General features: G+C 39.8%; 23 protein-coding genes. 21 read left to right on the top strand and 2 right to left on the bottom strand.

Translation table 11 applies throughout. The annotated features are described in order from the left end of the window. Position 1 precedes the first annotated feature (1 nt). The 7 genes from rplS (at position 2) to CLV96_RS02630 (ending at position 3,998) form a co-directional block, all read left to right on the top strand. On the top strand, positions 2-439 hold the full coding sequence (rplS, locus tag CLV96_RS02660; RefSeq protein ID WP_035983844.1) for a 50S ribosomal protein L19: 438 nt from the start codon (positions 2-4) through the stop codon (positions 437-439). A gap of 113 nt (positions 440-552) precedes the next feature. Beyond that, complete coding sequence (locus tag CLV96_RS02655; RefSeq protein ID WP_004788555.1) at positions 553-1,203, top strand: ribonuclease HII; 651 nt, start codon at positions 553-555, stop codon at positions 1,201-1,203. Next, on the top strand, positions 1,184-1,846 hold the full coding sequence (locus tag CLV96_RS02650) for a hypothetical protein (RefSeq protein ID WP_004788689.1): 663 nt from the start codon (positions 1,184-1,186) through the stop codon (positions 1,844-1,846). The genes CLV96_RS02655 and CLV96_RS02650 overlap by 20 nt, the downstream gene beginning before the upstream one ends. Then, entirely contained in the window at positions 1,843-2,103 is a 261-nt protein-coding gene (locus tag CLV96_RS02645) for an EscU/YscU/HrcU family type III secretion system export apparatus switch protein (RefSeq protein WP_004788294.1), read from the top strand. The genes CLV96_RS02650 and CLV96_RS02645 overlap by 4 nt, the downstream gene beginning before the upstream one ends. A gap of 34 nt (positions 2,104-2,137) precedes the next feature. After that, complete coding sequence (locus CLV96_RS02640; protein WP_004788917.1) at positions 2,138-3,325, top strand: HD-GYP domain-containing protein; 1,188 nt, start codon at positions 2,138-2,140, stop codon at positions 3,323-3,325. Positions 3,326-3,346: 21 nt separating this feature from the next. Next, positions 3,347-3,694 carry a YraN family protein gene (locus CLV96_RS02635; protein WP_004788794.1) on the top strand — a complete coding sequence of 116 codons (348 nt, stop codon included), beginning with the start codon at positions 3,347-3,349 and terminating at the stop codon, positions 3,692-3,694. Between the two features lie 103 nt (positions 3,695-3,797). Continuing rightward, positions 3,798-3,998: a hypothetical protein gene (locus tag CLV96_RS02630; protein ID WP_004788727.1), complete on the top strand. Its 201-nt coding sequence runs from the start codon at positions 3,798-3,800 to the stop codon at positions 3,996-3,998. Here CLV96_RS02630 and CLV96_RS02625 read toward each other — a convergent pair whose 3' ends face one another. Continuing rightward, positions 3,999-5,444 carry an ATP-binding protein gene (locus tag CLV96_RS02625; protein WP_004789209.1) on the bottom strand — a complete coding sequence of 482 codons (1,446 nt, stop codon included), beginning with the start codon at positions 5,442-5,444 and terminating at the stop codon, positions 3,999-4,001. A gap of 111 nt (positions 5,445-5,555) precedes the next feature. On the opposite strand from CLV96_RS02625, the gene CLV96_RS02620 reads away from it, so the two are divergent. The 14 genes from CLV96_RS02620 (at position 5,556) to gspN (ending at position 18,960) form a co-directional block, all read left to right on the top strand. Continuing rightward, positions 5,556-5,933 carry a type II secretion system-associated lipoprotein gene (locus tag CLV96_RS02620; protein ID WP_081581582.1) on the top strand — a complete coding sequence of 126 codons (378 nt, stop codon included), beginning with the start codon at positions 5,556-5,558 and terminating at the stop codon, positions 5,931-5,933. Between the two features lie 111 nt (positions 5,934-6,044). Then, on the top strand, positions 6,045-6,950 hold the full coding sequence (locus CLV96_RS02615) for a peptidoglycan DD-metalloendopeptidase family protein (RefSeq protein ID WP_231292588.1): 906 nt from the start codon (positions 6,045-6,047) through the stop codon (positions 6,948-6,950). 29 nt (positions 6,951-6,979) lie between these two features. After that, the gene (locus CLV96_RS02610; protein WP_004788349.1) at positions 6,980-7,894 is read left to right on the top strand and encodes a hypothetical protein; all 915 of its coding nucleotides are present in this window, start codon (positions 6,980-6,982) and stop codon (positions 7,892-7,894) included. A gap of 1 nt (position 7,895) precedes the next feature. Continuing rightward, positions 7,896-9,659 (top strand): type II secretion system secretin GspD, encoded by a 1,764-nt coding sequence (gene gspD / locus CLV96_RS02605; protein WP_004788597.1) that lies wholly within the window; start codon positions 7,896-7,898, stop codon positions 9,657-9,659. Next, the gene (gspE, locus tag CLV96_RS02600; RefSeq protein ID WP_004788730.1) at positions 9,656-11,332 is read left to right on the top strand and encodes a type II secretion system ATPase GspE; all 1,677 of its coding nucleotides are present in this window, start codon (positions 9,656-9,658) and stop codon (positions 11,330-11,332) included. The genes gspD and gspE overlap by 4 nt, the downstream gene beginning before the upstream one ends. Positions 11,333-11,337: 5 nt before the next feature. Further along, on the top strand, positions 11,338-12,564 hold the full coding sequence (locus CLV96_RS02595; protein WP_004789159.1) for a type II secretion system F family protein: 1,227 nt from the start codon (positions 11,338-11,340) through the stop codon (positions 12,562-12,564). A 5-nt stretch (positions 12,565-12,569) separates the two neighbouring features. After that, positions 12,570-13,031 carry a type II secretion system protein GspG gene (locus CLV96_RS02590; protein WP_035983713.1) on the top strand — a complete coding sequence of 154 codons (462 nt, stop codon included), beginning with the start codon at positions 12,570-12,572 and terminating at the stop codon, positions 13,029-13,031. An 88-nt stretch (positions 13,032-13,119) separates the two neighbouring features. Further along, the gene (locus CLV96_RS02585; RefSeq protein ID WP_004788941.1) at positions 13,120-13,638 is read left to right on the top strand and encodes a hypothetical protein; all 519 of its coding nucleotides are present in this window, start codon (positions 13,120-13,122) and stop codon (positions 13,636-13,638) included. Beyond that, a complete protein-coding gene (locus CLV96_RS02580; RefSeq protein WP_004788817.1) occupies positions 13,616-14,143 on the top strand; it encodes a hypothetical protein in 528 nt (175 codons plus the stop codon). The genes CLV96_RS02585 and CLV96_RS02580 overlap by 23 nt, the downstream gene beginning before the upstream one ends. Next, positions 14,143-14,784 (top strand): type II secretion system protein GspJ, encoded by a 642-nt coding sequence (locus tag CLV96_RS02575; RefSeq protein ID WP_004788790.1) that lies wholly within the window; start codon positions 14,143-14,145, stop codon positions 14,782-14,784. Before CLV96_RS02580 ends, CLV96_RS02575 begins: the two co-directional genes overlap by 1 nt. Next, complete coding sequence (locus CLV96_RS02570; RefSeq protein ID WP_004788923.1) at positions 14,747-15,847, top strand: type II secretion system minor pseudopilin; 1,101 nt, start codon at positions 14,747-14,749, stop codon at positions 15,845-15,847. The genes CLV96_RS02575 and CLV96_RS02570 overlap by 38 nt, the downstream gene beginning before the upstream one ends. A gap of 2 nt (positions 15,848-15,849) precedes the next feature. After that, on the top strand, positions 15,850-17,472 hold the full coding sequence (gene pilM / locus CLV96_RS02565; RefSeq protein ID WP_004788992.1) for a cell division protein FtsA: 1,623 nt from the start codon (positions 15,850-15,852) through the stop codon (positions 17,470-17,472). Next, positions 17,472-17,996, top strand: coding sequence for a hypothetical protein (locus CLV96_RS02560; RefSeq protein ID WP_004789222.1), 525 nt, complete (start codon positions 17,472-17,474; stop codon positions 17,994-17,996). Before pilM ends, CLV96_RS02560 begins: the two co-directional genes overlap by 1 nt. 1 nt (position 17,997) lies before the next feature. Next, the gene (gspN, locus tag CLV96_RS02555) at positions 17,998-18,960 is read left to right on the top strand and encodes a type II secretion system protein GspN (protein WP_004788747.1); all 963 of its coding nucleotides are present in this window, start codon (positions 17,998-18,000) and stop codon (positions 18,958-18,960) included. Positions 18,961-19,293: 333 nt separating this feature from the next. Here the strand turns inward: gspN and CLV96_RS02550 are convergent, their stop codons facing one another. After that, positions 19,294-22,914 (bottom strand): vitamin B12-dependent ribonucleotide reductase, encoded by a 3,621-nt coding sequence (locus CLV96_RS02550; protein WP_004788861.1) that lies wholly within the window; start codon positions 22,912-22,914, stop codon positions 19,294-19,296. Positions 22,915-22,981 lie beyond the last annotated feature (67 nt).

The raw sequence follows: 22,981 nt of genomic DNA, 5'->3' as shown, positions 1-22,981 counted from the left end.
CATGAATCAGATTCTAGAAACAGCACTCGCAGACGAAGCAAAGAACGAACTTAATTTCGAAATTGGTGATACTGTAAAAGTTCACTACAAAATCGTTGAATCTGGAAAGGAACGTGTTCAGGTTTACGAAGGTATTGTGATCTCCATTGCAAACAAATCACAAAGTAAAACCTTTACTGTAAGACGAGTTTCTTATGATATCGGAGTGGAAAGAATTTTCCCACTTCATAGCCCAAGAATTGCAAAGATTGAACTCGTTCGTAAAGGATCTGTTCGTCGTGCAAAACTTTTCTATCTCCGTGATAAAAAAGGAAAGGCCGGACGTATCAAAGAAAGAAAAGGCGGACAAGCGATCGTTGCCAAAGACAAAAAGAGACAGGACGAGGCTTCTAAAGCCGCTCTTGCACAAGCAAAAGCAGCAGAAGCACCTAGCGCATAATTTCTTTTGAAACGGTCGTCACTCGACCGTTTTTTCCTGAATTTCAAATCCCTCACCTGACCTGTTATTCGCTTGATGAAGCAGGTCGTGGTACACTTGCCGGCCCAGTTTCTGTGGGTTGTGTTTCCTTTGACCTCCAAACCTTAGAAAAAATCCAAAACGGTGAAATCCTAAAAGGGCTTCGCGATTCCAAAAAAATTCCTGAACCCAAACGACTGGAATTACGCACTGAAATTCTAAAGTATGTTTATTATTTTCGTGTGACTTTTGTTAGCGCAAAATTCATTGACCAGTTTAATATCAATCAGGCCATTTTTTATGGTATGAACCGGTGTTTGCCGACTCAATTCTCACCACTTGCATCCAAGACAAAGGAGAATGAAAATTCGAATGCGACCACTTCTTTTGGCAAAGAAAAGGAAAGTCTAGTCGTAAACCAATTGTTAGGTGCTAGGCCATTTCTTCTCGCTGATGGAAATTATAAACTAAAGATCACAAAACCCATTGAAGGATATTTTTCTCTTCCCAAAGGAGATGACTTGATTCCTTCCATTTCAGCCGCTTCTATCCTTGCGAAAACATACCGAGACGAATATATGGAAAAAATGGATTTAAAATATCCGGGGTATGGGTTTGCTAAACACAAAGGGTATGGAACCGAAGAACATAGAGATGCCCTTATGAAACTTGGAATTTCTCCCATCCATCGGTTGAGTTTTTGTAAATTTCTCCGAAAGGAAGGGAGTGAGCCCACTCTTTTCTAATCTTAGCACTCTGCCTCTGATTTTCTCTATTGGAAAACTGACCCACCAGAGAAAAGATCAGTTTTTCTCAAAAGAAACTAGCACGTCACAACAAGGACTCCTTCAATTGGAAAGCATTCGTTCTAAGACCAAGACGGGTGCTCTGAAAGAAAATGATTCTAACCTTTCCATTTCTCTCCGAACAAAAGGTTTAGATCAGGAAGTCCAAACCAATCCAGGGAAAGTAGTGAATCGTTTGCGTTGGGCTCAGTGGATGGCGGTCCAAGCAGATTCGAAAACGATTGAGGTTTCGGATCTAAAAACCCTTTGGAATTATTTACTGGGAGAAACCGGATTTTCTGACTTTCTTTCTTACATTGATCCTGATGCGAAAGAATCATTACAAATGGTTGTCGAACCGAAAAACAAAGGTTTGGTTCTCTATGTGTTTTGGGAATCAAAAGAAACCGGTGCGATGGGAATCCAGTTCCATTATGATCCTGAAAGAGAAAAACCAATCCTCGTGCAACTCACGACAGAAAGGTCATTCCAAGGTGAGGACTTCACAAAGTCTTTTGTGGGTCTGGTTCGGGACTTTCCCCAAATTCGTTCGGTGCAAATGGAAACTTGGAAGGATGGATCCTTTAACGGTGATTATAGATGAAACAAAAAATGGCAGCCCTTGCTTATGATCCGGTTCGCCATAAGGCACCGAAACTCGTTGCAAAGGCAGAAGGACGACTTGCTGAGAATTTGATTCGTATCGCACGTAAGTCAGGTGTTCTTATCATTCAAGATGAAGTGATGATTCAAACCTTAGATCACCTCCCCAATGGGAAAGAAATTCCAAGGGATTTATATGAAGCAGTGGCAGCAGTGTTTCGAATTCTTGTTTTGGAGAGACAAAAGAAAAACAATTGAAGTTTCTACGCTTCTTACTAGGATTTACGCAATTATGCGGAAAATCTCCATTCGAGACTTAGAACCTGGCTCGAAGTTTACTAAGTCAATTTATTTAGATAAAGACACAGTTTTTGTTGGTGCAGACCAACCCATTACACAACAAGACTTAGACCGCTTGGTTCAATTTGGCATCAGCTTTGTCCTAACGGATGGAGAAAAGGTAATGGCGGAAGCAGGTGAAAAAGCTACTGCAGGAGGAGGTCCTGGGTATTTTGATACCAACCTTCCTTTTTACCAAGATGATGAAAATTCTACACGTTTTAAGTATCTATTAGAAAAAACCAATACCACAAAGGTTGAGTTCAACGCTGTTTTTAAAGACTGTTTTGATTTGGTGCAAAAAACTTATAAATCAGCTTCGGAAGGTCGTTATACGGAGATTCGAGAGTTTCGTGAGATCGCCGAGCGCATTGCAGACCATACAAAAGCCAACGCTCAAATTCCCATTTTACTTTTGTCCCATTCTCATTCAGGGTATTATTTATATACTCACATCTGTTATGCGACGTTTTTCTCAGTGATGCTCGGAAACTTTTTAGAATTTTCCAGACCCAAACTTATTGATTTGGCCTTAGCTTCTCTTTTTGCCGACATCGGAATGGTCACAGTTCCAGAAGAAGTTTCCGAAAAAAAAGGAAATCTCTCTGAATTAGATTTAAAAACCATCAAACGACATCCGGTCACTGGTTACCAAATCCTTACCCAAAGATTAAAATTAAAAAACTCTCTTGCGATTGTTGCATTACAACACCATGAGGCTGTGGATGGATCTGGATATCCTCAGAAAATACTCGCAAACCAAATCGAGGAACTCACAAAAGTGTTTATGATTGCTGACCAATTTGCTGCCATGATCCACCCACGACCATACAGACAAGCGATCCTTCCTTACGAAGCAATGAAGATTATGATCAGCGAAAACGTGAACCGTTTTGATTTAAAAATGGTAAGATTGTTTTTAAATAAACTTTCTATGTTTCCTGTGGGGTCAGGCGTAGTCCTTTCTGACCTAAGAATGGGTATGGTCATTGAATCCAATAAAGATAAACCTCTTCGCCCCGTCATTCGAGTCACAAAAGATGCAGAAGGCAAACGCCTTAAACATTTAGAATTTGTGGACCTAATGAAAGACCTCAATCTCTACATACAAAAAGCCATTCCGTTTTCGCAAATTTACTGATCTTTTAAGGAGATCTGAGAAATGTCCAAAAAAACCGAGCTGGGACGACTGGGAGAAGGTTTGGCCGTTGTTTTTTTGGAATCTTTAGGGCATACCGTAATCTTTCAGAATTACAGAAAGTCTATTGGCGAATTAGACATAATTAGCATCCAGAACCATTCTCTTCACTGTTCAGAAGTCAAAACTTGGGACGAACGCAGTGGTTTTCATCCTTTGGAATGTTTTCATGAGACAAAACGCAAGCGAATGCGGAAGGTATATTACTATTTACTGAAAGAGATTCCTGCTTTTTATCACCTAACACCTTCGTTTAATTTGATCCATATAACTGAAAAAAAGGAAGTGCGTTTTTATTCTTCAATCTTTTAAATACTTCATCAAGGGATTTTTGTACTGGGCCGATTGTTCATGTATCCCATAAGGGAAAACGCTCTCAAGGATGAGAGTTTGATTGTTACAAGGAAGTAACCACATGAGTCAATTTAGTATTTTTGGGAATTTAGCAGAAACCGATGAATTTGGTCCAGATCCGGTATTACTCCGGAAACGGGGGATGGCTTCTACCATCCAGAAAAAATTCGAAAATTACAAAAAGAAAATCGATGATCCAGCTTATATGGATTATGCGATCAATAAAATTGCGATGGAAATTTCGCATTTTATTTCTAAGTAATTAGCCCAAACTATAAATCCATTGGTATCCGATACAATAATCCACGGCCTCCCAAATATGTACTTCCTTGGTTCGGGAGGATAGATTCCAATCCGCAATGGTTCTTGCTAAAGAAATGATTTGTTTTTTCTTTCGTAAGGACAGTTGTTTGGTTTGGTTTTCTGTATCCAAAATTTTTTGAATTTTATTCTCTTCTTCTTCTGTAATGAGATTTGTCTTTCGAAATTCAAATCTTTCTAATAGAATTTGTCTCATTTTAAATTCTTCTAATTTGATACATCGATCATTTGTTGTTTCGAATAACGTTTGAAAGATGGTGATTCTGTCTAAAAAAGCACCGCTGATTTTTTGTAAATACAAACGAATCCTTTGTAGCGAACAATGACAAGTCTGCCTACTGTGATAGTTTCCACAAGGGCAGGGGTTTGCTGATAACATCAGAGTAAAATCAGTATTAAGTTTCGTTTTTTCGTTCATCCTAACAATTTCCAAATAGGAATCTTCCATGGGCATTCTGAGGCTTTCTAAAATCCTGTCTTTGAATTCCAATGCTTCATCTAAGTATAGAATCCCTCCGAATGCTTTTGAGATTTCACCTGGTTGGAAAGGAAGTCCACCTCCCACGAGCCCCACTTCTGTTGCGGAATGGTGAGGAGAACGAAAAGGACGTTTGTTAGAAGGAATTTCAAATTCTCCTTCTAAAGTCCAAATCCCTTGGTTCTTTTGGTCTCTTGTTTCTTTAGAAGGCAATAGGGACTCCAACATTCTATGGAGCATTGTTTTTCCGGAACCTGGGCTACCCAAAAGAAGGCTATGGTGTTTTCCAAGGATAGAATACAAAAGCCCTTGGAAGACTTTCATTTGGTAAGGATCTAAAAGTACTTCATTCCAAGTGAGAGGCTCTGAAGGAGGAGAGGGAAGATCCCTCGTGTCGGGTAAAGAGAGTTTTAGTTTGCGAAGATCATCCAGGTGTTCGAGGAAGTAATACTGCCCTTCGGGTAGGGTCTCTTTTTCTAAAGAACGAGGGAGGCAGAGGCTAGCACCCTTTGGGCTCTGGTTTTGCCAAAGGTAGGGCAAAAGCTCCTTTCCTCCGAGAATCGAACCGTCCAGTCCCAACCCGCCTAAAAATAGAACCTGCCCTTCGGGAATTTGGATTTGGTCTGTTGCTAGGAGGATTCCAACAGAAATGGCCAGGTCTAAACAAACCATCCTTTTGGGGATATGAGCAGGTTTTAAATTGATGATGATGGTTTCGAGTGGGAACTGGTATCCGGTAGCCTCCAGAGCCAAGCGGATACGATCTTTAGATTCTTTGGTGGATAGGGTGGCAGAACCCAAGATTTGGAAATGAGGAAGTCCTCGCCGGATTCCTACCTCTACTTGGATTTCTTTTGTCCCATTCCATTCGTATAACAGGCTACCAACTTCTGCGCGTTTGGGGATCACGACGAAGAGGGGTGGTCTCTTACCTCTTTTGGGCCAAAAAATAAAAAAGACTTTTCATAAATGAGGCATCATGGTGACTTTTCCTGAGAGTTTGCTTTGAATTGTAGTATCATTCGTGTAGTTCCCTTCGTTCTTCTCCTTGTGTTCAGTCATTGTTCTCAAAGGTTGATTAAAAAAGAAAGATTAAGGGAAATCAATGAGTACTATGATGGGAAAACATATGCCTTACAAGAGGAGATTAAATTCTCCCAAACGGAAGTTTGGAAGAAAGGGACTCTTGTTAAGATTTATATCGAATCCACACCTTCACTTTTGAAATTAAAGGTGTATCCCGTAGCGGAGTCTAGAGAGTCTTCTTTGGGAAAATTGGCAGCCTATATCATCAATGATGATATAAAAAAGAAGCAGTATGACTTGGAAGATGTAGAGGAGTGGGTTTCGAAAAAATTTACTCTTGTCGAGCCCAGTGTCAAAAAAACAAAGAAATAAAGGTTTGGGAAGTTTCCATTGTCGCAAGTATTTCGTTTTCATTCTTTCTTTGTTTCTTGTTCAAGATTCTTCCCCTCTAATCCCGATATTTTAATAGTGAAAGTCCTCCGGTTGGTAACATTTTCTCTTTTGGTTCTTTCTGGTTCCGGGCTTTTAGCTAACCCTTTCCAAAAAATCCATTCTGAAATCAATGAGTCTCTCCCCGGCGGAGAATCTGGGATGTTTCGTCTTTTTGGCTCCCAATCACAAGAAACAGAAGTTCATAAACTCTTTTCTGCTGGTGTCAACGTTTCCTCTGATGAAGAAGAAATGGAACTTGCCTCTCTTGATTTACCCAAATACATTGACGTGTCTCCGGTTGTGAGTAACACAGTGGTCCACGAATCTGGGATCATTGTAAAAAAATATTCAGTACAAAAAAAAGACAACCTATCAAAGATTGCTCGTTCCTTTTCCATTGAATTATCCAAATTAAAGAAACACAATGGGCTTACAAGTGACCAGTTGAAAATTGGCCAAGTTTTGGAAGTTCCTGTCCAAGTGAAAAATGCTTCTTCTTCTCGTGTGGTTCTCAAAAAAATCTTCATTATGCCTGTACCGCAAAGTCGAGTGACGTCCCGGTTTGGACGACGTGTGGATCCATTTAATAAATACAATCGAGTGTATCATACGGGCCTTGACCTTGCAGCCAAAGTAGGAGCTCCCGTTTTATCTGCAGCCGATGGGGAAGTGGTTTTTACTGGTCGCAACGGTGGGTATGGAAATTCGGTTACCATCCAACATAAAAATGGGTATAAAACGGTTTACGCCCATTGTTCACAGATTTTAGTTGAGGTTGGGGAAACGGTGAAGATGGGTCGTGTTGTTGCCCTTGTCGGAAGGACGGGAACTGCAACAGGAGCACATTTGCATTTTGAAGTGTTTCGAAACGGGAAAATTATGAATCCTGAATCAGCTCTAAGCATCACGGAAAAACAAGTCACAAGGCTCCCTAAATCTGAAGTAGCCGGAATGTAATCGGAGTTTTTCTCCGGTTTGTGGGGAGCATGAATCTAATCCTTCAAAGAATCCAGTCGAGTCAGTTTTTGACATTGATTCCGGCGGTTTTACTCTTTTCCTTTTCTCTTGCATACTTATTGAAGTTAGTCCTTCTCCTTTTGTTTTCCACAGAAACCGGGATTAGTGCCGCAAGCAACACTCGTCCCAAACAGATGCGCCAAGAAGTTATATTGGCCGTGAGTACTTACGAAGACATCGTCACTGGAAATTTGATTCGTGGCCAAGTTTATGATCCAAATGATACCACCAAACGTGGGGCAGATGGTACACCACTTGATCCTGAAATTGCTCAAGACAATGGAGAGGATGACCAGATGCTTGTCACCGGGACTCTTTCTGGGCATTGGTCATTTGCAAGGGTGACGATCCGTGAAAAACAAAACAACGATTCAGAAGAATATGGAACAGGTGAAATGGTGGGCGGATACAAAGTCCAGACCATTGAACAACATTATGTGGTCTTAAAAAAAGGTGGGCTTAGTCTCCGGGTGAATATTGGAGAAACTCCGGCCCAAGCCAAAGAACGAATCCGTCCTAAAGATGCCGCAGCCGTTTCGAATTTAGGGCCATCCAGCCAAACGGTTCAAAAAGTTCTTTCCCGAGAAGACGTAAACAGGAAATTGAAGGACCCGAATACTATTTATAAAAATGCAAGGTTTGGCCCTCATTTGGTAGACGGAAAGATCGAGGGTTACAAGATCTATCAGGTGGCGAAAGACCATGTATTTTATTCCCTCGGTGCTCGTGGTGGGGATATCATCAAACGTGTCAATGGAATGCCACTGAACGAAACAGAGAAAATGTTGGAAATTTGGGGTTCGATCAAACAAGCTCCGAAAATTACAGTGGATTTAGAGAGACAAGGCAAAATAATCACATATGAATTTATCATTCGGAATTAAAATGAGAAATCGTCTTCCTTTAGTAGTACTTAGCATTTGCCTTTATGTATTTGTGACACCAGGCTTTTCTCAAGAAAAGGGAAAACCCAAAGCGAAATCTTCTCCTGAGCCTGCAAGTTTTACTGCCGATTGGAGAGATACTGAACTCAAAGATTTCCTAATGGGTATGAGTGCGATCATCAAAAGAAACATCCTGATTGATGATGCTGTCAAAGGAAAAAAAGTAACCATCATTTCTCAGAAACGAGTGAAAATCGAAGATGCCTACGGATTTATGAAGTCCGTTTTAGAAACACAAGGTTTTGGTCTGATCGAAGAAAATGACCTTATCAAAGTAGTCAAGATCAAAGATGCACTTGCTAAGTCTCCAATTGTTCGGATTGGAAAAGATCCTGTTTCTGAATCAGAAGTTTCACTGAATAAAACCATCACACAAATTGTTCCCTTAGAATTCTCAAATGCTGTGGAATTGGAACCCATCCTCAAAAGGGTTACTTCTCCCGATACAGATATCATCATTCCGAAAAACCAAAACACATTGATTTTTTCCGGTTCTACCTCTGATATCAATAAGTTACTGAAGTTAGTGGACAACTTGGATATCAGAGTGGATGGGCCAGGTTCCATTTCTTCTGCAGGTGATATTCATATTTACACTTTGGAATACAACGAAGCAGAAAAACTTGCCGCCATACTCGTCAAGTTGGATATGCCAGATGCACCAACGGCTCCGGCACCAAGTGGACAACCAGGTGAAACCGGACCTGACGGAAAACCGAATCCACCTCCACAACCTGTCGCACAGCAAGCCAAAGTCCCAGGCAAACAAGATAAAATCAAAGCTGTGGCTCATAAAGAGTCCAACTCACTGATTGTGACGGCAACACCTCAAGAATGGGAAGAAATTAAAAAAATTATAAAAATTCTCGATACTCCCAGAAAACAAGTGTTACTTGAGGTCCTGATCGTAGAGCTTACGTCTACTGATCTTAATGACTTCGGTATTGATTGGCGTTACCAAGAGTTGGCCTATGGACAGTTTAACACTGGTCTTGCGGCTACGGGTGGGGTCATCGATAAAAACGGCCGACCGACAAACGTAAACACTCTATCAGGATTTTCACTTGGTTTTATTCGTCGTGGTGGTCAACAAATCATCGGTATCTTAAACGCAAACTCCACTAATGAAAATTTCAATGTATTGTCTGCTCCTCAGATTTTAACTTTGGACAACCAAGAGGCAGAGATCAATGTGGGGCAAGATGTTCCCGTGAGAACACAAAACCGTAATGCCGGTCTTGGCGGGGACAATGCTGTCACGGTTGCCAACTTTGAATATCGCCCAACAGGGATTAAACTTAAATTCACTCCACATATTAATAAAAATAACCGCATCACTTTAGATCTTTACCAAGAGATTAAAAACGTAGCGGGGATATCTTCCGAAGCGACGGGTGGAAACCCGACCTTCAACAAACGAGATATCAAAACAACCATTGTTGTGGACAATATCCAAACCATTGTGATTGGGGGATTACTCTCCAATGACAAACAAAAGAAAGTGCAAAAGATCCCCATTTTAGGAGAGATTCCACTTCTTGGAACACTCTTTCGTAGGACTACAAATCAAAACCGTAAAACCAATTTAATGGTATTTTTAACTCCGCATATCCTCGACGATCGCGATAAATCGGATCGTATGACCATCCAAAAGAAAAATGAACAAGAAAGGATGGTCGACGAACGAGAAAAGAAATTACGATGAGAAAGAGTTTAGGCCAAATTCTATTAGAAGATGGGATCCTGACGATAAAGGATCTTGAAGATATTTCCAAACAACAGGAAAAAACAAATCTTCCCATCACTCATATCATTCAAAAAAAAGGTCTCGCTTCTGAAACTGACATTCTAAAAGCATTAGCAAAACTCCATCGTATGGAGTTTATCGACAAACTTGAGTTTGTTGGAAATGATGATGTATTCGGAAAAATTCCCTTAAAACTCGTCCAACGTTCTAAAATTGTTCCTGTTTCTGTCAAAGGCAAAAAAGTAATCGTTGCCACTTGTGATCCAACGGACCTCCATCCTATGGATGATATGAGGTCCTTCTTAAAAGGATACGAAATCCAGTTCGTTCTCGCCACAGAAAACGAAATTATGAGAATCATCCATTCTCAGTTTGACAAAACCACCGCCGAAGCGAAAGAGATGATGGATGAAATGGATGGAAGTTTCGGAGATCTCTCCGATGCTTTTGAATCCGATGCCTTGGATTTATCCAATGAGGCTCCCATCATTAAGATGGTGAATGTGATTTTATCCCAAGCTGTTTCTGAAAGAGCTTCTGATATCCACGTAGAACCATTTGAAAAATCGGTCGTGGTTCGGTATCGTGTGGATGGGGTTTTACAAAAAGTTCTTACGCCACCTAAATCCTATTTGGCGGGGATATCCACTCGTATCAAAATCATGTCGAATTTGAATATTGCGGAAAACCGATTGCCTCAAGACGGTAGAATCAAACTTAGGTTAGCGGGAAAGGACGTGGATGTCCGGGTTTCCATCATTCCATGTCAATTTGGGGAACGTATCGTAATGCGTATCCTAAACAAAACAGATCAAAAGTATTCGATCGAAACAATGGGTTTTAATAAAGAAATTTTAAATGATTTTAAAAATTTAATTTATAAACCCTATGGAATTATTTTAGTCACGGGTCCTACTGGATCTGGTAAATCAACAACTCTCTACTCTGCGCTTTCTGAAATCAATACAGAAGAACGAAACATCATCACTTGCGAAGATCCAGTGGAATACCAAATGGATGGAATTTCGCAAATGCAAATGAACGAAAAAATAGGTTTAACTTTTGCGGCGGGCCTTCGTTCCATCCTTCGTCAAGATCCGGATGTGGTAATGGTAGGGGAAATCCGCGACGAGGAAACAGCAAGGATTGCCATCCAAGCATCCCTCACTGGTCACTTAGTATTTTCAACTCTCCATACCAATGATGCGTCCTCAGCTGTGACTAGGCTTGTGGATATGGGAATCGAACCTTACCTTATCACAAGTTCGGTGTTAGGTTTTATGGCCCAACGTCTTGTTCGTGTTATTTGTAAGGATTGTAAAACAAGTTACAAACCTACTGATAAAGATTTAGCTGGTCTTGGAATCCAAAGAAAAGAACTAAAAAATGGTGTTTTGTATCGTGGGAAAGGTTGTTCCTCCTGTCTAAATTCTGGATACAAGGGGCGAACTGGTTTGTATGAACTTCTTACCATGAATGATGAAATCAAACGTGCCATTTTACAAGGTGCCGACTCCAATAGAATCAAGGAACTCGCTCTTAAAAATGGTCTTTCTACCTTGCAAGATTACGGCAAATATAAAGTCATCGAGGGTGTAACTACCCCAGAAGAAGTTCTTCGGGTATCTTAAATTTTATGCCACTATTTACTTACGTTGCATTCAATAGAAAGGGCAAAGAAGAAAAAAATATTATCGACGCCCCGAACCTTCAGGCTGCACGTAACAAACTAAAGGCGAAAGGTCTATACGTTCGCTCCATCCAGGAAGATCGCGAAAAGGAAGAAAGAGAACTTTTTCCTTTTTTATCAAAATTATTATACCGAATTCCCAGAAAAGAAGTGGGATTATTTTGTAAACAGTTAGGGACACTACTTGGTGCAGGTATTCCACTCGATAAGTGTTTACTTTCCATCATTGACCAAGTGGAAAATATCTACTTCAAAAAAGTTTTGATTGAGATGCGAGCAGACATCACGGAAGGAATGAGCCTTTCCGAATCCATGAAAAAACACAAAACAGTCTTTCCTGACCAATATCCTAGTTTGATTTCAGTTGGTGAGTCTACCGGAAATTACGAGAATACCTTGCACCGGTTAGCCGAATTGGAGGAAAAATCTTCTGAATTAAAATCAAAAGTCCAAGTGGCAATGATTTATCCCATGATCATGGGATTACTTTCGTTAGGTGTTTCGATCTTCTTACTTGTTGTGGTCATTCCTCAAATTGAACAGTTGTTTGCTTCCTTTGATGCCAAACTTCCACTCCTGACAAGAAGTGTGATCTTTTTGTCCTATGTTCTCACCAATTATTGGTTTATAATTTTAGGAGCCATTGCAGGTGGGTTTCTCAGTTTTATGAAATGGAAAAGTTCAGGCGAAGGAAAAAAAACTTGGGACAAATTTTTATTAAGGTTACCGGTGATTGGAACCTTACTTCGAAAAATTTTGGTTTCGAATTTCGCTAGAAATTTATCAATTTTACTTCTGAACCGAGTGCCTCTCATCGTTTCTTTGAACATTGTTTCTGATGTCGTAGGACATACGGTATTTAAGGAAGAAATTGAATCGGCCATAGTCAAAATAAAAGAAGGTGGAAAACTTTCTGATTCTTTACAAGGATCACAAGTCCTCCCCCAAATGGTTCTTGGGATGCTCAGTGCGGGGGAAGCCTCTGACAAAGTCCCCGAAATGATGAATAAACTTTCGGAAATCTATGAATCCGAGGTGGATACGGCAATAAAATCTTTGACCCAATCATTAGAACCAATGATGATCATTGTAATGGGTGGAATTATTTTTACAATCATGGCAGCTATTATGACGCCAATGTACAAACTAACTCAAGAAATCCAGGGGATGTAGAGTTTATGAAAACTAAAGGGAAACACAGAAAGATACGTGAGGGACTAACTCTAATCGAGATTACCGTGGTAATGCTCATTTTAGGATCTCTTATGGCGATTCTTTACTCCAGTATCGGAAACCGGGGTGAAGGCGAAAAAAAATTGAAGCTTAAAAATGATAGTGCTGTTCTGAAAACAGCACTGGAACGTTATTTAGAAGTGTATGATAAATATCCTTCGGAAGAACAAGGTTTGCAGGCTCTCATCGAAAAACCAGATGACGATAAAATCGGTGATGATTACGAACCCATTGTTCGTGAAAAAGCAGTTCTAAAAGATCCGTGGAAAACGCCTTATGTTTTAAAATTTGAAGGAGCTGTTCCTCAAATTCTGACTTTAGGTGAAGACAAAAAAGAAGGTGGAGAAGGAAAAAATAAAGATTTCAATATCCTTTCACCGGATGATTACCCGGCCGCTTTCCGATAAAATTTCGGTTTTGAAAACCAAAAGGAAATTACGAGTTGGTCTCACACTGATTGAGATCGCCGTTGTAATTTCCATTCTTGGTCTAATTATGGTGATTGTCGGAGGTACCCTCCGCAATCTCATCATTCCTTCTACAGAAGATATTGCTGTTAAGTTACAAGAATCTTTTAAATTCGGATACAACAAAGCCCAACTTACCAACCAAGCCGTTTTATTCCAATACGACTTTGAAAAAAGAGAATATCAGTTTTTCCTTTTAAAAAGAGAGGAAGGTGGACTTGAAGAAGAAGCGATTCTAAAAAAAGTAACGTTACCATTTTATTCAAAAATTGTCAGCGTACGAGACTTAGGTGGTAAGCCAAAATCAGAAGGAAAAATTCGAATTGTATTTACTCCTCAAGGTACCACTACCGATTTGTTTTTATACGTAGGTTCCGATACGGAAATTAAAAGAACCATTCAAGTCTACCGTTACGGCGGAAAAGTCAAAATCCACAAAACAGAATACTTTCCTGAACCAGAAACAAATCAGATCCAAAAAATTTCCTACGGGCTCGACGAAAGAGATGAACAGGTAGACTCAAATGCAAAAACCCCTCCTAAATAGTTCTCTTCGTCCTGCTTTTACTCTTTTTGAAGTCACAATTGCAATGGCAATGGCAGCTATGGTCATGACTTATACATATTCTCTTATCGCAGAAGGAATTTCGTATCAGAAAAAAGCCGTATTACTTGCCAATGCAGTCCATTTGGCAAAGATTAAAATGGCACAAGTGGATTCATCCACTACCATGCAAACGGATACTTCTCGCGGTTCCATTGATGCCTTTCCTGGATACACTTTCGAAACCGAAATCAAAGAAGAAGAAATGGATCTTCTCAAACTTGCTGGTGGTCCGAATGCGGAAGCTTTGCGAAACAAAGCACCGAAAGATATGTTGGGTGATAAGGATGTTGGACTTAGCGACCTGATGAAAAAAAGGGGGCAGAAAAAAAGTTTTGAAACTGGTGGGGTTTTAAAAGTATTTCGAGTTAAGGTTTCTATTTTTTATATGGATGGAAACAAAAAAGAAACTTATAGCGTAGAAACATTTAGGAGTACAAAATACTAATGTTTGTTTATCGCCAGAAACGTGGATTCACACTGGTAGAAATTTCCATTGTTGTGATGATTATGGCGGTTATTTTTACAGGAATTTTTTCTGTATTTTATACAGCGAATAAGATTTCCAAAAAAGGAGCTTCGAACAAAGGAGCAAATCGTAAAGACATTTTGTATGCAATGGAAAATATACGTGGTACACTCGCACGAACTTATTTTATCGATAACCAAAAACGAATTTTGTTTGTAGGCAAACAAGATGGGGTGACTGGTACAAGAAATGACCGGATTGTATTTGCAACATCCAATCCTAATTCCGAAGAAGAAGGACAGGCTTCTGTCAGAGAAGTTTCTTTTTATTTACGAAAGATGCCTAATCCCAAAATGGATGGATTGTCTTATCTCATTCGCAGGGAAGATGAAATGATTGATACATTTCCGACTCAGGGTGGAGTCGAACATGTATTGTTAGAAAATGTAAAGAGTTTTCAAATGAAGTTTTCGGAACGTGGAGACAAATGGGTTGATGATTGGAATTCCCGTACGACCAAAAAAATTCCAAGACTGATTCGGTTTGAAATAATATCACTTGTGGGGAATGCATTTGTTAAATATGAATCGCTGGCGCATCCGGTTATCCTCTACAAATAAAAAAGCCAAAAAAGGATTTATGGTCTATCTCCTTGTGATGGCCATAGGTACGGCATCATTATTCACAGCTTCAAAATTCTTTGAAGATGCTGCGACGGAATATCGGGTCGCTCGTTCGCAGGCGGACGGATTTCGTGCACATATGCTCGCTAAAGCTGGGTTTATGGGGGCAGTCGGAGCACTTAAAAAAATTCCAGAAGAGGTTTTATACCAATCTGGTCTTGCAATGGATCCTCCTCCGATCCCACTTGGTGGCGGTGTCATTTATTACACCATGAGTCCTGAAGATGGGAAAATCAATATCAACTCTCTCGTGAAGATATATGATGACCAACCCAACCAAAGAACGATTGAAATGGTGACCCGTCTTTTTTACCAGTTTGGGTTAAAACGAGAGATGATTTTCCCGATTTTGGACTGGATTGATGAAAATCACCAGGAAACAGGAGGAGGGGCCGAGCAGTACTATTACAATAGACTCTCTCCACCGAGAAAAATCAAAAATGCTCCTCTCTATTCACTTTCAGAGCTTTTGAGTGTGAAAGGATTTGATCGTTCTGTTGTGTATGAAAGTTTAAAGCCAAAAGATTATGATAAAAATAACTCCAAAGACTTTATGACGGAGGAGGAAAGAGCTCTTCGTTCCGATAAAGATTATGTGCTCTCCAATAATATCACTGCTTATTTACCTGCGGGCGATTCTTACGATGATCGGATCAATATCAATACAGCCCCCTATTTTGTCCTTATTTCGCTTTCTGATTTTATGACCAAACAGGCAGCCATGAAAATTTTGAAACTCAAGTTGCAGAAAGGAGGCTATATTAAAGAATTGAAAGATCTGGAGACCGAACCAGAATTCCAAGTCAAAACAACAGGGGACCTCACTCTGTATAAGGAACTGGCGGGAGAGGGTACTGATGTCTCTGGTGGGCGTATCAAAACCAAAGGCGAAGTTTATAAAATCACAGGGGTTGGGATTATCAAGGATAAAGTGGTTCGGAAAGTTTCGGGTCTTTTTGACCTTACCAACAACCAAATGTTATACTATACAGAAGATTAATTATGTTATCATTTGACCAATACCTAGCAATCGATTATGGTTCCACGTTTCTCAAAGGAGTCCTTTTTAAAAAGGTTCTTGGAAAAGTTGTGATCCTTCGAACGGAAAGCCTTCCTGTTGTGGAACTAGACGAATCAGAAGGGGATCCCTTCGAATACAATATCATCCGTTTCATTCAAAGTTTTTTTCCTGAAGAGAACCGCTTTCTTCTTAATTTAGGAATCCATAATCTTTTTGTACGTGACCTCACAGTTCCTTTGGTTTCAGAAAAAGCCATCCAAGAAGTTTTGCCTTTTGAAGTGGAAAACCTGGTTCCGTATCCCATGGAGGAATTGGAAGTCATTGGTAAAACATGGAGATCCAATAAAGAAAACTCAGAGGTTATTTCATTCAATGTCCATCATTCTGAATTACTTCGGGCGTTAAAACCCTTTGCCAAGGGAGATCTTTCTTTATCTTGTTTGTCTCTTGATTCTTTTGCTTTGTCATCGTTAGTTACAAAAAATTATCCGTTGTTACTTGCCGACCAAACCATCTTACAACTTGATTTAGGCGGAAGGTATAGCATTCTCAATGTCCTGTTTGAAGGAAAACTTCGACATACCCGCCAAATTTATATTGGTGGTGAAGATGTAAGCCTAGAGATTGCAAATTTGTTAAAGATTGAACTGGAAGATGCTCGAATCATTAAAGAATCTCTTCCTGTTGGTTTTCTTTTTGAAACGGTTGAAAAAACAGAGGAAACAAGTTTTCTTTCACGGTTCCATATGACTTCAGTTCAATGGAAATCTCTTCGAAAATTTATTTTAGCAAAACTAGACCAACTCATTCATGAAGTGGAGAATAGTGTATTTTCCCTACCTGAAACTGAAAGACCAAGTCTCATTCTTTTATCTGGGGGTGCGAGTTTATACCCCGGCCTTACTGCTTATCTAGAAGAAAAATTAGGAATTAAAACGGGAAGATATGAATTCTTAGGAATTGAAGATCCGAGTTTTGTGACAGCAGTAGCTACCGGAACCCATTTTGAATCCAGAAACCGGGTAAATTTTTTAGAAACAGGGTTTGCAAAACGAATTCACACAAATCGATTTAAATTATCCGCCTTTAAACCTCATTTAATTTTAGTTAGTATATCTCTTGTCCTGTTATTCGGAGTTTTTATTATCGGAATTATTTTAGATAAACGAAAAATTTCTGCAAATAAACAAGTGTTACTTGAAAAATATAAAAACGGGATTGGTGGAGAACTGGGAGAAGACGAAGATCCGCTTGATGCAGCTAGTAAAAAATTAAAAGCAGAACGTAAAAAAACAGAAATCTATCGGCTTTTTCTTTCTCAAGAAAGTGTTTTGGATGTTTTAAATGAAGTCACGGAACAATTTCCATCTCCGGATGTTTTGCCGTTTATTTTAGATCAGTTTAATTTCGAAGAAAAGGAAATTCAAATTTATGGTCGGGTAAATGAATTTGGAGAAATTGGAACTATCCAATCAGCTTTAGAAAAATCTGAAAAATTTACGAATATTCAAATCCAAAACAAAAGACTCATTACTGGTGTAAACAAATTCAAAGTCAGTTTTAAAATCAAAATGGATGTTGTGACTCCAAAGGATGAACCTTAATGTTTGATCGGCTCAACGATAGAGAACGTGTTTTAGTCACAGGACTCATTAGTTTTGTTGCTTTACTTGGAATTTATACAATCATCACACTTTTTTCTGACTTAAGAAATAGCTTAACGGAAGAAATTTTTGAAACTAGATCGCAGGCTACGGAGCTCGATCGGGTGATTCGGGAATACAATTATTTACGTGGTTTGCAGTCTGGTGGAAGCGAAGAAGATGTGAGTGTCATGTATTCGAAACTGGACCAAATTCTGATACGTTATAATCTCAAAGATAAAGTCCAAACGATGAAGGATACAAGTAACGTCATTCAAAAAGATTATAACAAAATTACCATCGATGTATCCTTTCGGTCAGTGCTTTTGCAAGATATTATTAAACTAGTTTATGATATAGAAAAGAATAAACAAATCCAAGCAAAGGTAGATTTACTTAGTTTTCGAAAACCATTTGCTGAAAAAGAAATTTATGATGTAAACTTAAAAGTTTCATCCTATAGTCGTTTGTCCAAAGGGAAATAATATGCCAAAAGAAAATGAGTTGGAAGAAGATTTCCTAGACAATGAAGACCAAGAAATCCAGGAAAGTCTCTTGGAAGATGACGGTGATTTGTTTGATGAAGATGGGGATGAAGAACATTCCAAAGTCAACCGCAAACAAATACTTACTTTAATAGCGATTGCTTTTGTTTCCTTTTTCATATTCACTTTATTTATTTTTCCTTTAAATGAAATTGTTCGTTCACTGCTGATTAAAACTGGAAAAGAAACCGGTGTCTTTATGGATGCCAAAGAAATTCACTTTCCTATGATTGGAAGAAAGTCGTTCGATAGTTTTGTCGCTAGTTTTCCAACTGGGACTTCTATTAAGGCAGAAGAAATTAGTTTAGGTGTATCTCTTTTTGGACTTCTGCAATCTCGATTAGAAGGTGATGCCAACATCGGGTATTTTAGTTTTGAAGGTAGCGAATGGGCCATGAGCATTCAAACTCTAGACATTCCTCTTCGTTTATCATCGATAGATGACAAAATTACAAAATGGAATGGTGAAGGGGAGATTGACCTTTCTGGAGGAAAAATCAAGGAATCTGCAGAGATTCCATTCCTTGGAAGTTTGAAAGGAACTGATATCCGTAAGGCGAACATTGTATTTAAAATTCGTTCGGGTAAATTACTTTTGGAGCGAGGAAGTTTGGAATCTTCTCTTGCCAAGTTTCAATTCCAAGGTGTGATTCGTCTTTCAGACACTTTTTCTTTTTCGCAATTGGATCTTAAGGTTTGTTTTACTTTAACTGAGAAATTTGCCCAGGAACGCCAAGATTTAGTGGGTATGGTTGCCTTACTTCCGCAGGAAGGGGGCAAAACTTGTATCCCGATTCGTGGTACATTTTCTTCACCAAAAGTGGATCTTCCCAACTTGAATCAATTAGGTGGAACGGCACCGAAAGCGGAAGAAGGTTCTATTGAACCAGCTCCCGTTCCTTAAGTATAACTTCGTTTGATCAAATTGATTTTATTTGGCGAAAATACCATTCTGATACTTTCGATAAGGGATTAATCTCTATTTATACTTGAATTTTTTCCTGATTTCTCCTGACATCTTTATGCAGTTGATAAATTGGATTAAAGATACCTTTGGGATTTTTTGCCTAGTAGTATTGATAGACGACTTTTGAATTATCTGGATTAGTCAAGATTCAACTGTAGGTGATTTAAGAGAAAAAAAAAGATCTCAAGGATGATTCCAAGAGATCTTTTTTTTTATTAATTCTGAACTCTAACCTTAAAGAGCAGAGTTCAGTCTTTAATTTGTTTGTTTTTACGAACAACCAGTAGTGGACCCACAAGAGATACACTTGAGACAAGCCCCGTTACGAACCATTTGGAAGGAACCGCATTCTGTACAGGAATCTCCTGTATAACCTTTGGTTCTTGCTTCTGCAATGATTTTGAGAGTGGCCGCTGCTGATTGTGCTGCTGTTGGTGGCGTCGCACCTGCGACTGCAACTGCTTCTGGTTTTTCTTCCAACACGGACTTCATAGAAATGGGAGCTACCTGTATCGGAACTCTTAACCCGCTACTTTCTTGCTTTCCCCCGAGGTCCTTTGCCGGTTCAGTCGCCTTTCTACCCACTTCGTCTGTTCTTAAATCTTCTGGAGATACTTGTGCCAAGTCGTATCTACCAAGGTAAGTGATGGCAAGTTCTCTAAAGATGTAATCGATCACAGAAGTTGACATCTTGATATGAGGGTTGCCAGAAACCATACCGTTTGGCTCAAATTTGAAGAAAGTAAATGCTTCTACAAATTCTTCTAACGGAACACCATGTTGGAGACCCAGTGAAACTGCGATTGCAAATGCGTTCATTAGAGAACGGAAAGCCGCTCCCTCTTTATGCATGTCGATAAAGATTTCACCAAGTTGGCCATCTTCATATTCTCCAGTGCGAAGATATACTTTGTGACCACCCACCATTGCTTTTTGTGTATAACCTGCACGGCGGTGTGGAAGTTTTCTCCTTTCCGCAATGTATTTATACACTAGTTTTTCAGCCACTTCCGTTACCGTTTTAGGAGCAGAAGAAGTTTGAAGTTCTTCCTCTTCTTCACCTACAGCACTTAACAACTGGAATACGGAGTTAAGTGGTTGTGAAAGTTTGGAGCCATCACGGTAAAGAGCGTTTGCTTTGATCATCACTTTCCAAGACATGAGGTATGCATTTTTTACATCCTCAATGGTTGCCTCCTCGGGAAGGTTGATCGTTTTGGAGATCGCACCCGAAATGAATGGTTGTGCCGCAGCCATAATTCGGATATGTGATTGATAAGATAAGAATCGTTTTCCGTATTTTCCACATTTGTTTGCACAGTCAAAAACAGCGAGATCCTTCTCCTTGATAAAAGGTGCGTTTTCGATCGTCATCGTTCCACAAACATAATCATTTGCTTGAGTGATTTCATCCGCAGAAAATCCAAGTGTCTCCAAAAGGTTAAAACCCATGGAGTTATAAACTGCGGGATCAATTCCCAATGTTTTGGATAGGAAATCTTCACCTAATGTGAACTTGTTGAATGCAAATTGGATATCAAAAACAAATGGAAGTTGTTTTTCCAGTTTTTCCAAAACATCTTCTGTAAATCCTTTTTCTTTCAAACGGGCAGTGTTTACACCTGGTGCTCCGTTAAAAGTAGCATGGCCTTTACAGTAGTTTACAATGGCATCTTGTTCTGCTTGGCTATATCCAAGTTTTTTGAGTGCCGCTGGTACGGATTGGTTGATGATTTTGAAGTATCCACCACCGGCTAATTTTTTGTATTTCACTAGAGCAAAGTCTGGTTCGATTCCTGTTGTATCACAGTCCATCACAAGACCAATGGTTCCTGTCGGTGCAATTACAGTGACTTGTGCATTACGGTATCCATACTGTTCACCAAGCTCCAAGGCTCTGTCAGAATCTTCTTTTGCTGCTTCCAGTAAGTAAGATGGAAGATAAGAAGGATTAATTCCCACCGGAGTGATGGTAAGTCCTTCGTATTCTTCTTTTGGTGCATTGTAAGCCGCACGTCTGTGGTTACGAATGACACGGAGCATATGGTCTTTGTTTTTTTCGTATCCAGCAAATGGTCCAAGTTCCTTTGCCATCTCTGCTGAAGTAGCATAAGCTGTCATATGCATGATGGAAGAAATCGCACCAGTCACAGCCATCGCTTCTTGTGAATCATAAGGAATTCCCATGATCATAAGAAGAGAACCAAGGTTGGCATATCCAAGTCCTAGGGTTCTAAACTTGTAAGAAAGTTCCGCAATTTCTTTGGAAGGGAACTGAGCCATAAGGACAGATACTTCTAAGATGATGGTCCAAATTTTGTTTAAATAACGGTATCCCGCGACATCAAAACTTCCATCTTCTTTTAAGAACTTAACAAGGTTTGCAGAAGCCAAGTTACAAGCAGTATTGTCGAGGAACATATACTCGGAACATGGATTGGATGCATTGATGGCACCATCTTCTGGGCAAGTATGCCACTCGTTAATGGTACTATGATACTGCGTTCCAGGGTCTGCGGAATTCCAAGCGGCATTCGCAATTCTCTCCCAGAGGTCACGTGCCCGAAGAGTTTTTGCAGGTTTTGCTTCTCTGTTTTGTGACTTCGCTTTTTCTTTTTCGGTTCTGTTGTAAAGATGGAAGGGGAGGTCTTTTTCGACTGCTTCCATAAACTCATTTGTGATTCGTACAGAGTTATTGGAGTTTTGTCCAGAAACAGTATTATAAGCTTCCGATTGCCAGTCAGTGGTCAACTCTTCAAAGAGTAAATCTTTGTAACCTTGTTTAGAAAGGTCGATCACTCGTTTGATGTAGTTGTCTGGAACAAATGCTTTTCTTGCTTTTTGAATCGCTTTTTTGAGATCAACATTGGCAGTAGGGTCGTAGGCATCTTCACCAAGGGTTTGTTTGGCGGAAGAACAAGCACTCATAATATCATTGAGGAGACGGTTGTTGAGAATGGATCCCGTAACAAGGGATGCCACTTTTTTCTCTTCTTGCACTTTCCAATCAATGAATTCTTCGATGTCAGGGTGGTCCATATCAAGACAAACCATCTTCGCCGCACGACGAGTGGTCCCTCCTGATTTGATGGCTCCTGCGGCTCTATCTCCAATTTTCAGGAAGGACATAAGCCCGGAACTTTTTCCACCACCAGAAAGAGATTCATTGGCAGCACGTAAGTTAGAAAAGTTTGTTCCTGTTCCTGAACCGTATTTAAAAAGACGAGCTTCACGAACCCAAAGATCCATGATTCCGCCTTCATTCACTAAATCATCATCCACAGATTGGATAAAACATGCATGGGGTTGTGGATGTTCGTAAGAAGAGGCTGACCTTACTAGTTTCCCTGACTTAGGATCTACATAGTAATGTCCTTGTGATTTTCCATCAATTCCATAGGCCCAGTGGAGTCCTGTATTGAACCACTGTGGGGAATTGGGTGCAGCCATTTGGCTTGCGAGCATAAAAATAACTTCTTCATAGAAGACTCGGGCACTGTCTTCATCTGTAAAATAACCGTATTTATAACCCCAATAGGTCCAACATCCCGCAAGGCGATGGAACACTTGTTTGGAATCTGATTCTCCGACAAATCTATCTTCGGGATTGAGGGCGGAAAGTTTTTCATCATCAGGAACAGAACGTTGTAACCATTCTGGAATTCCTTTTTCCGCCACTTTCTTTAAATATTTGGGAACACCTTTCCTTCGAAAGTATTTCTGCGCGAGGATATCCGTTGCTACCTGTGACCAAAAATCCGGAACTTCCACTCCGTTAGCCTCAAATACAACTGACCCGTCAGTATTCGTAATTTTAGAATCCTTACGGACCCAAGTTAAATTCGGGTAAAGACCCTTATTCCCTTTGGTAAAATGCCTCTCAATTTTCATGCAGACCCCATCTACAACAACATATACAATTTCTATTTTTTTCCCCTTCCAGGAGCGGAGAGGATTA

Source organism: Leptospira meyeri, assembly GCF_004368965.1.
In the GTDB taxonomy this organism is placed as follows: domain Bacteria; phylum Spirochaetota; class Leptospiria; order Leptospirales; family Leptospiraceae; genus Leptospira_A; species Leptospira_A meyeri.
The sequence above is the reverse complement of the archived record's forward strand: the minus strand, read 5'-3'. Positions and strand labels throughout refer to the sequence as shown.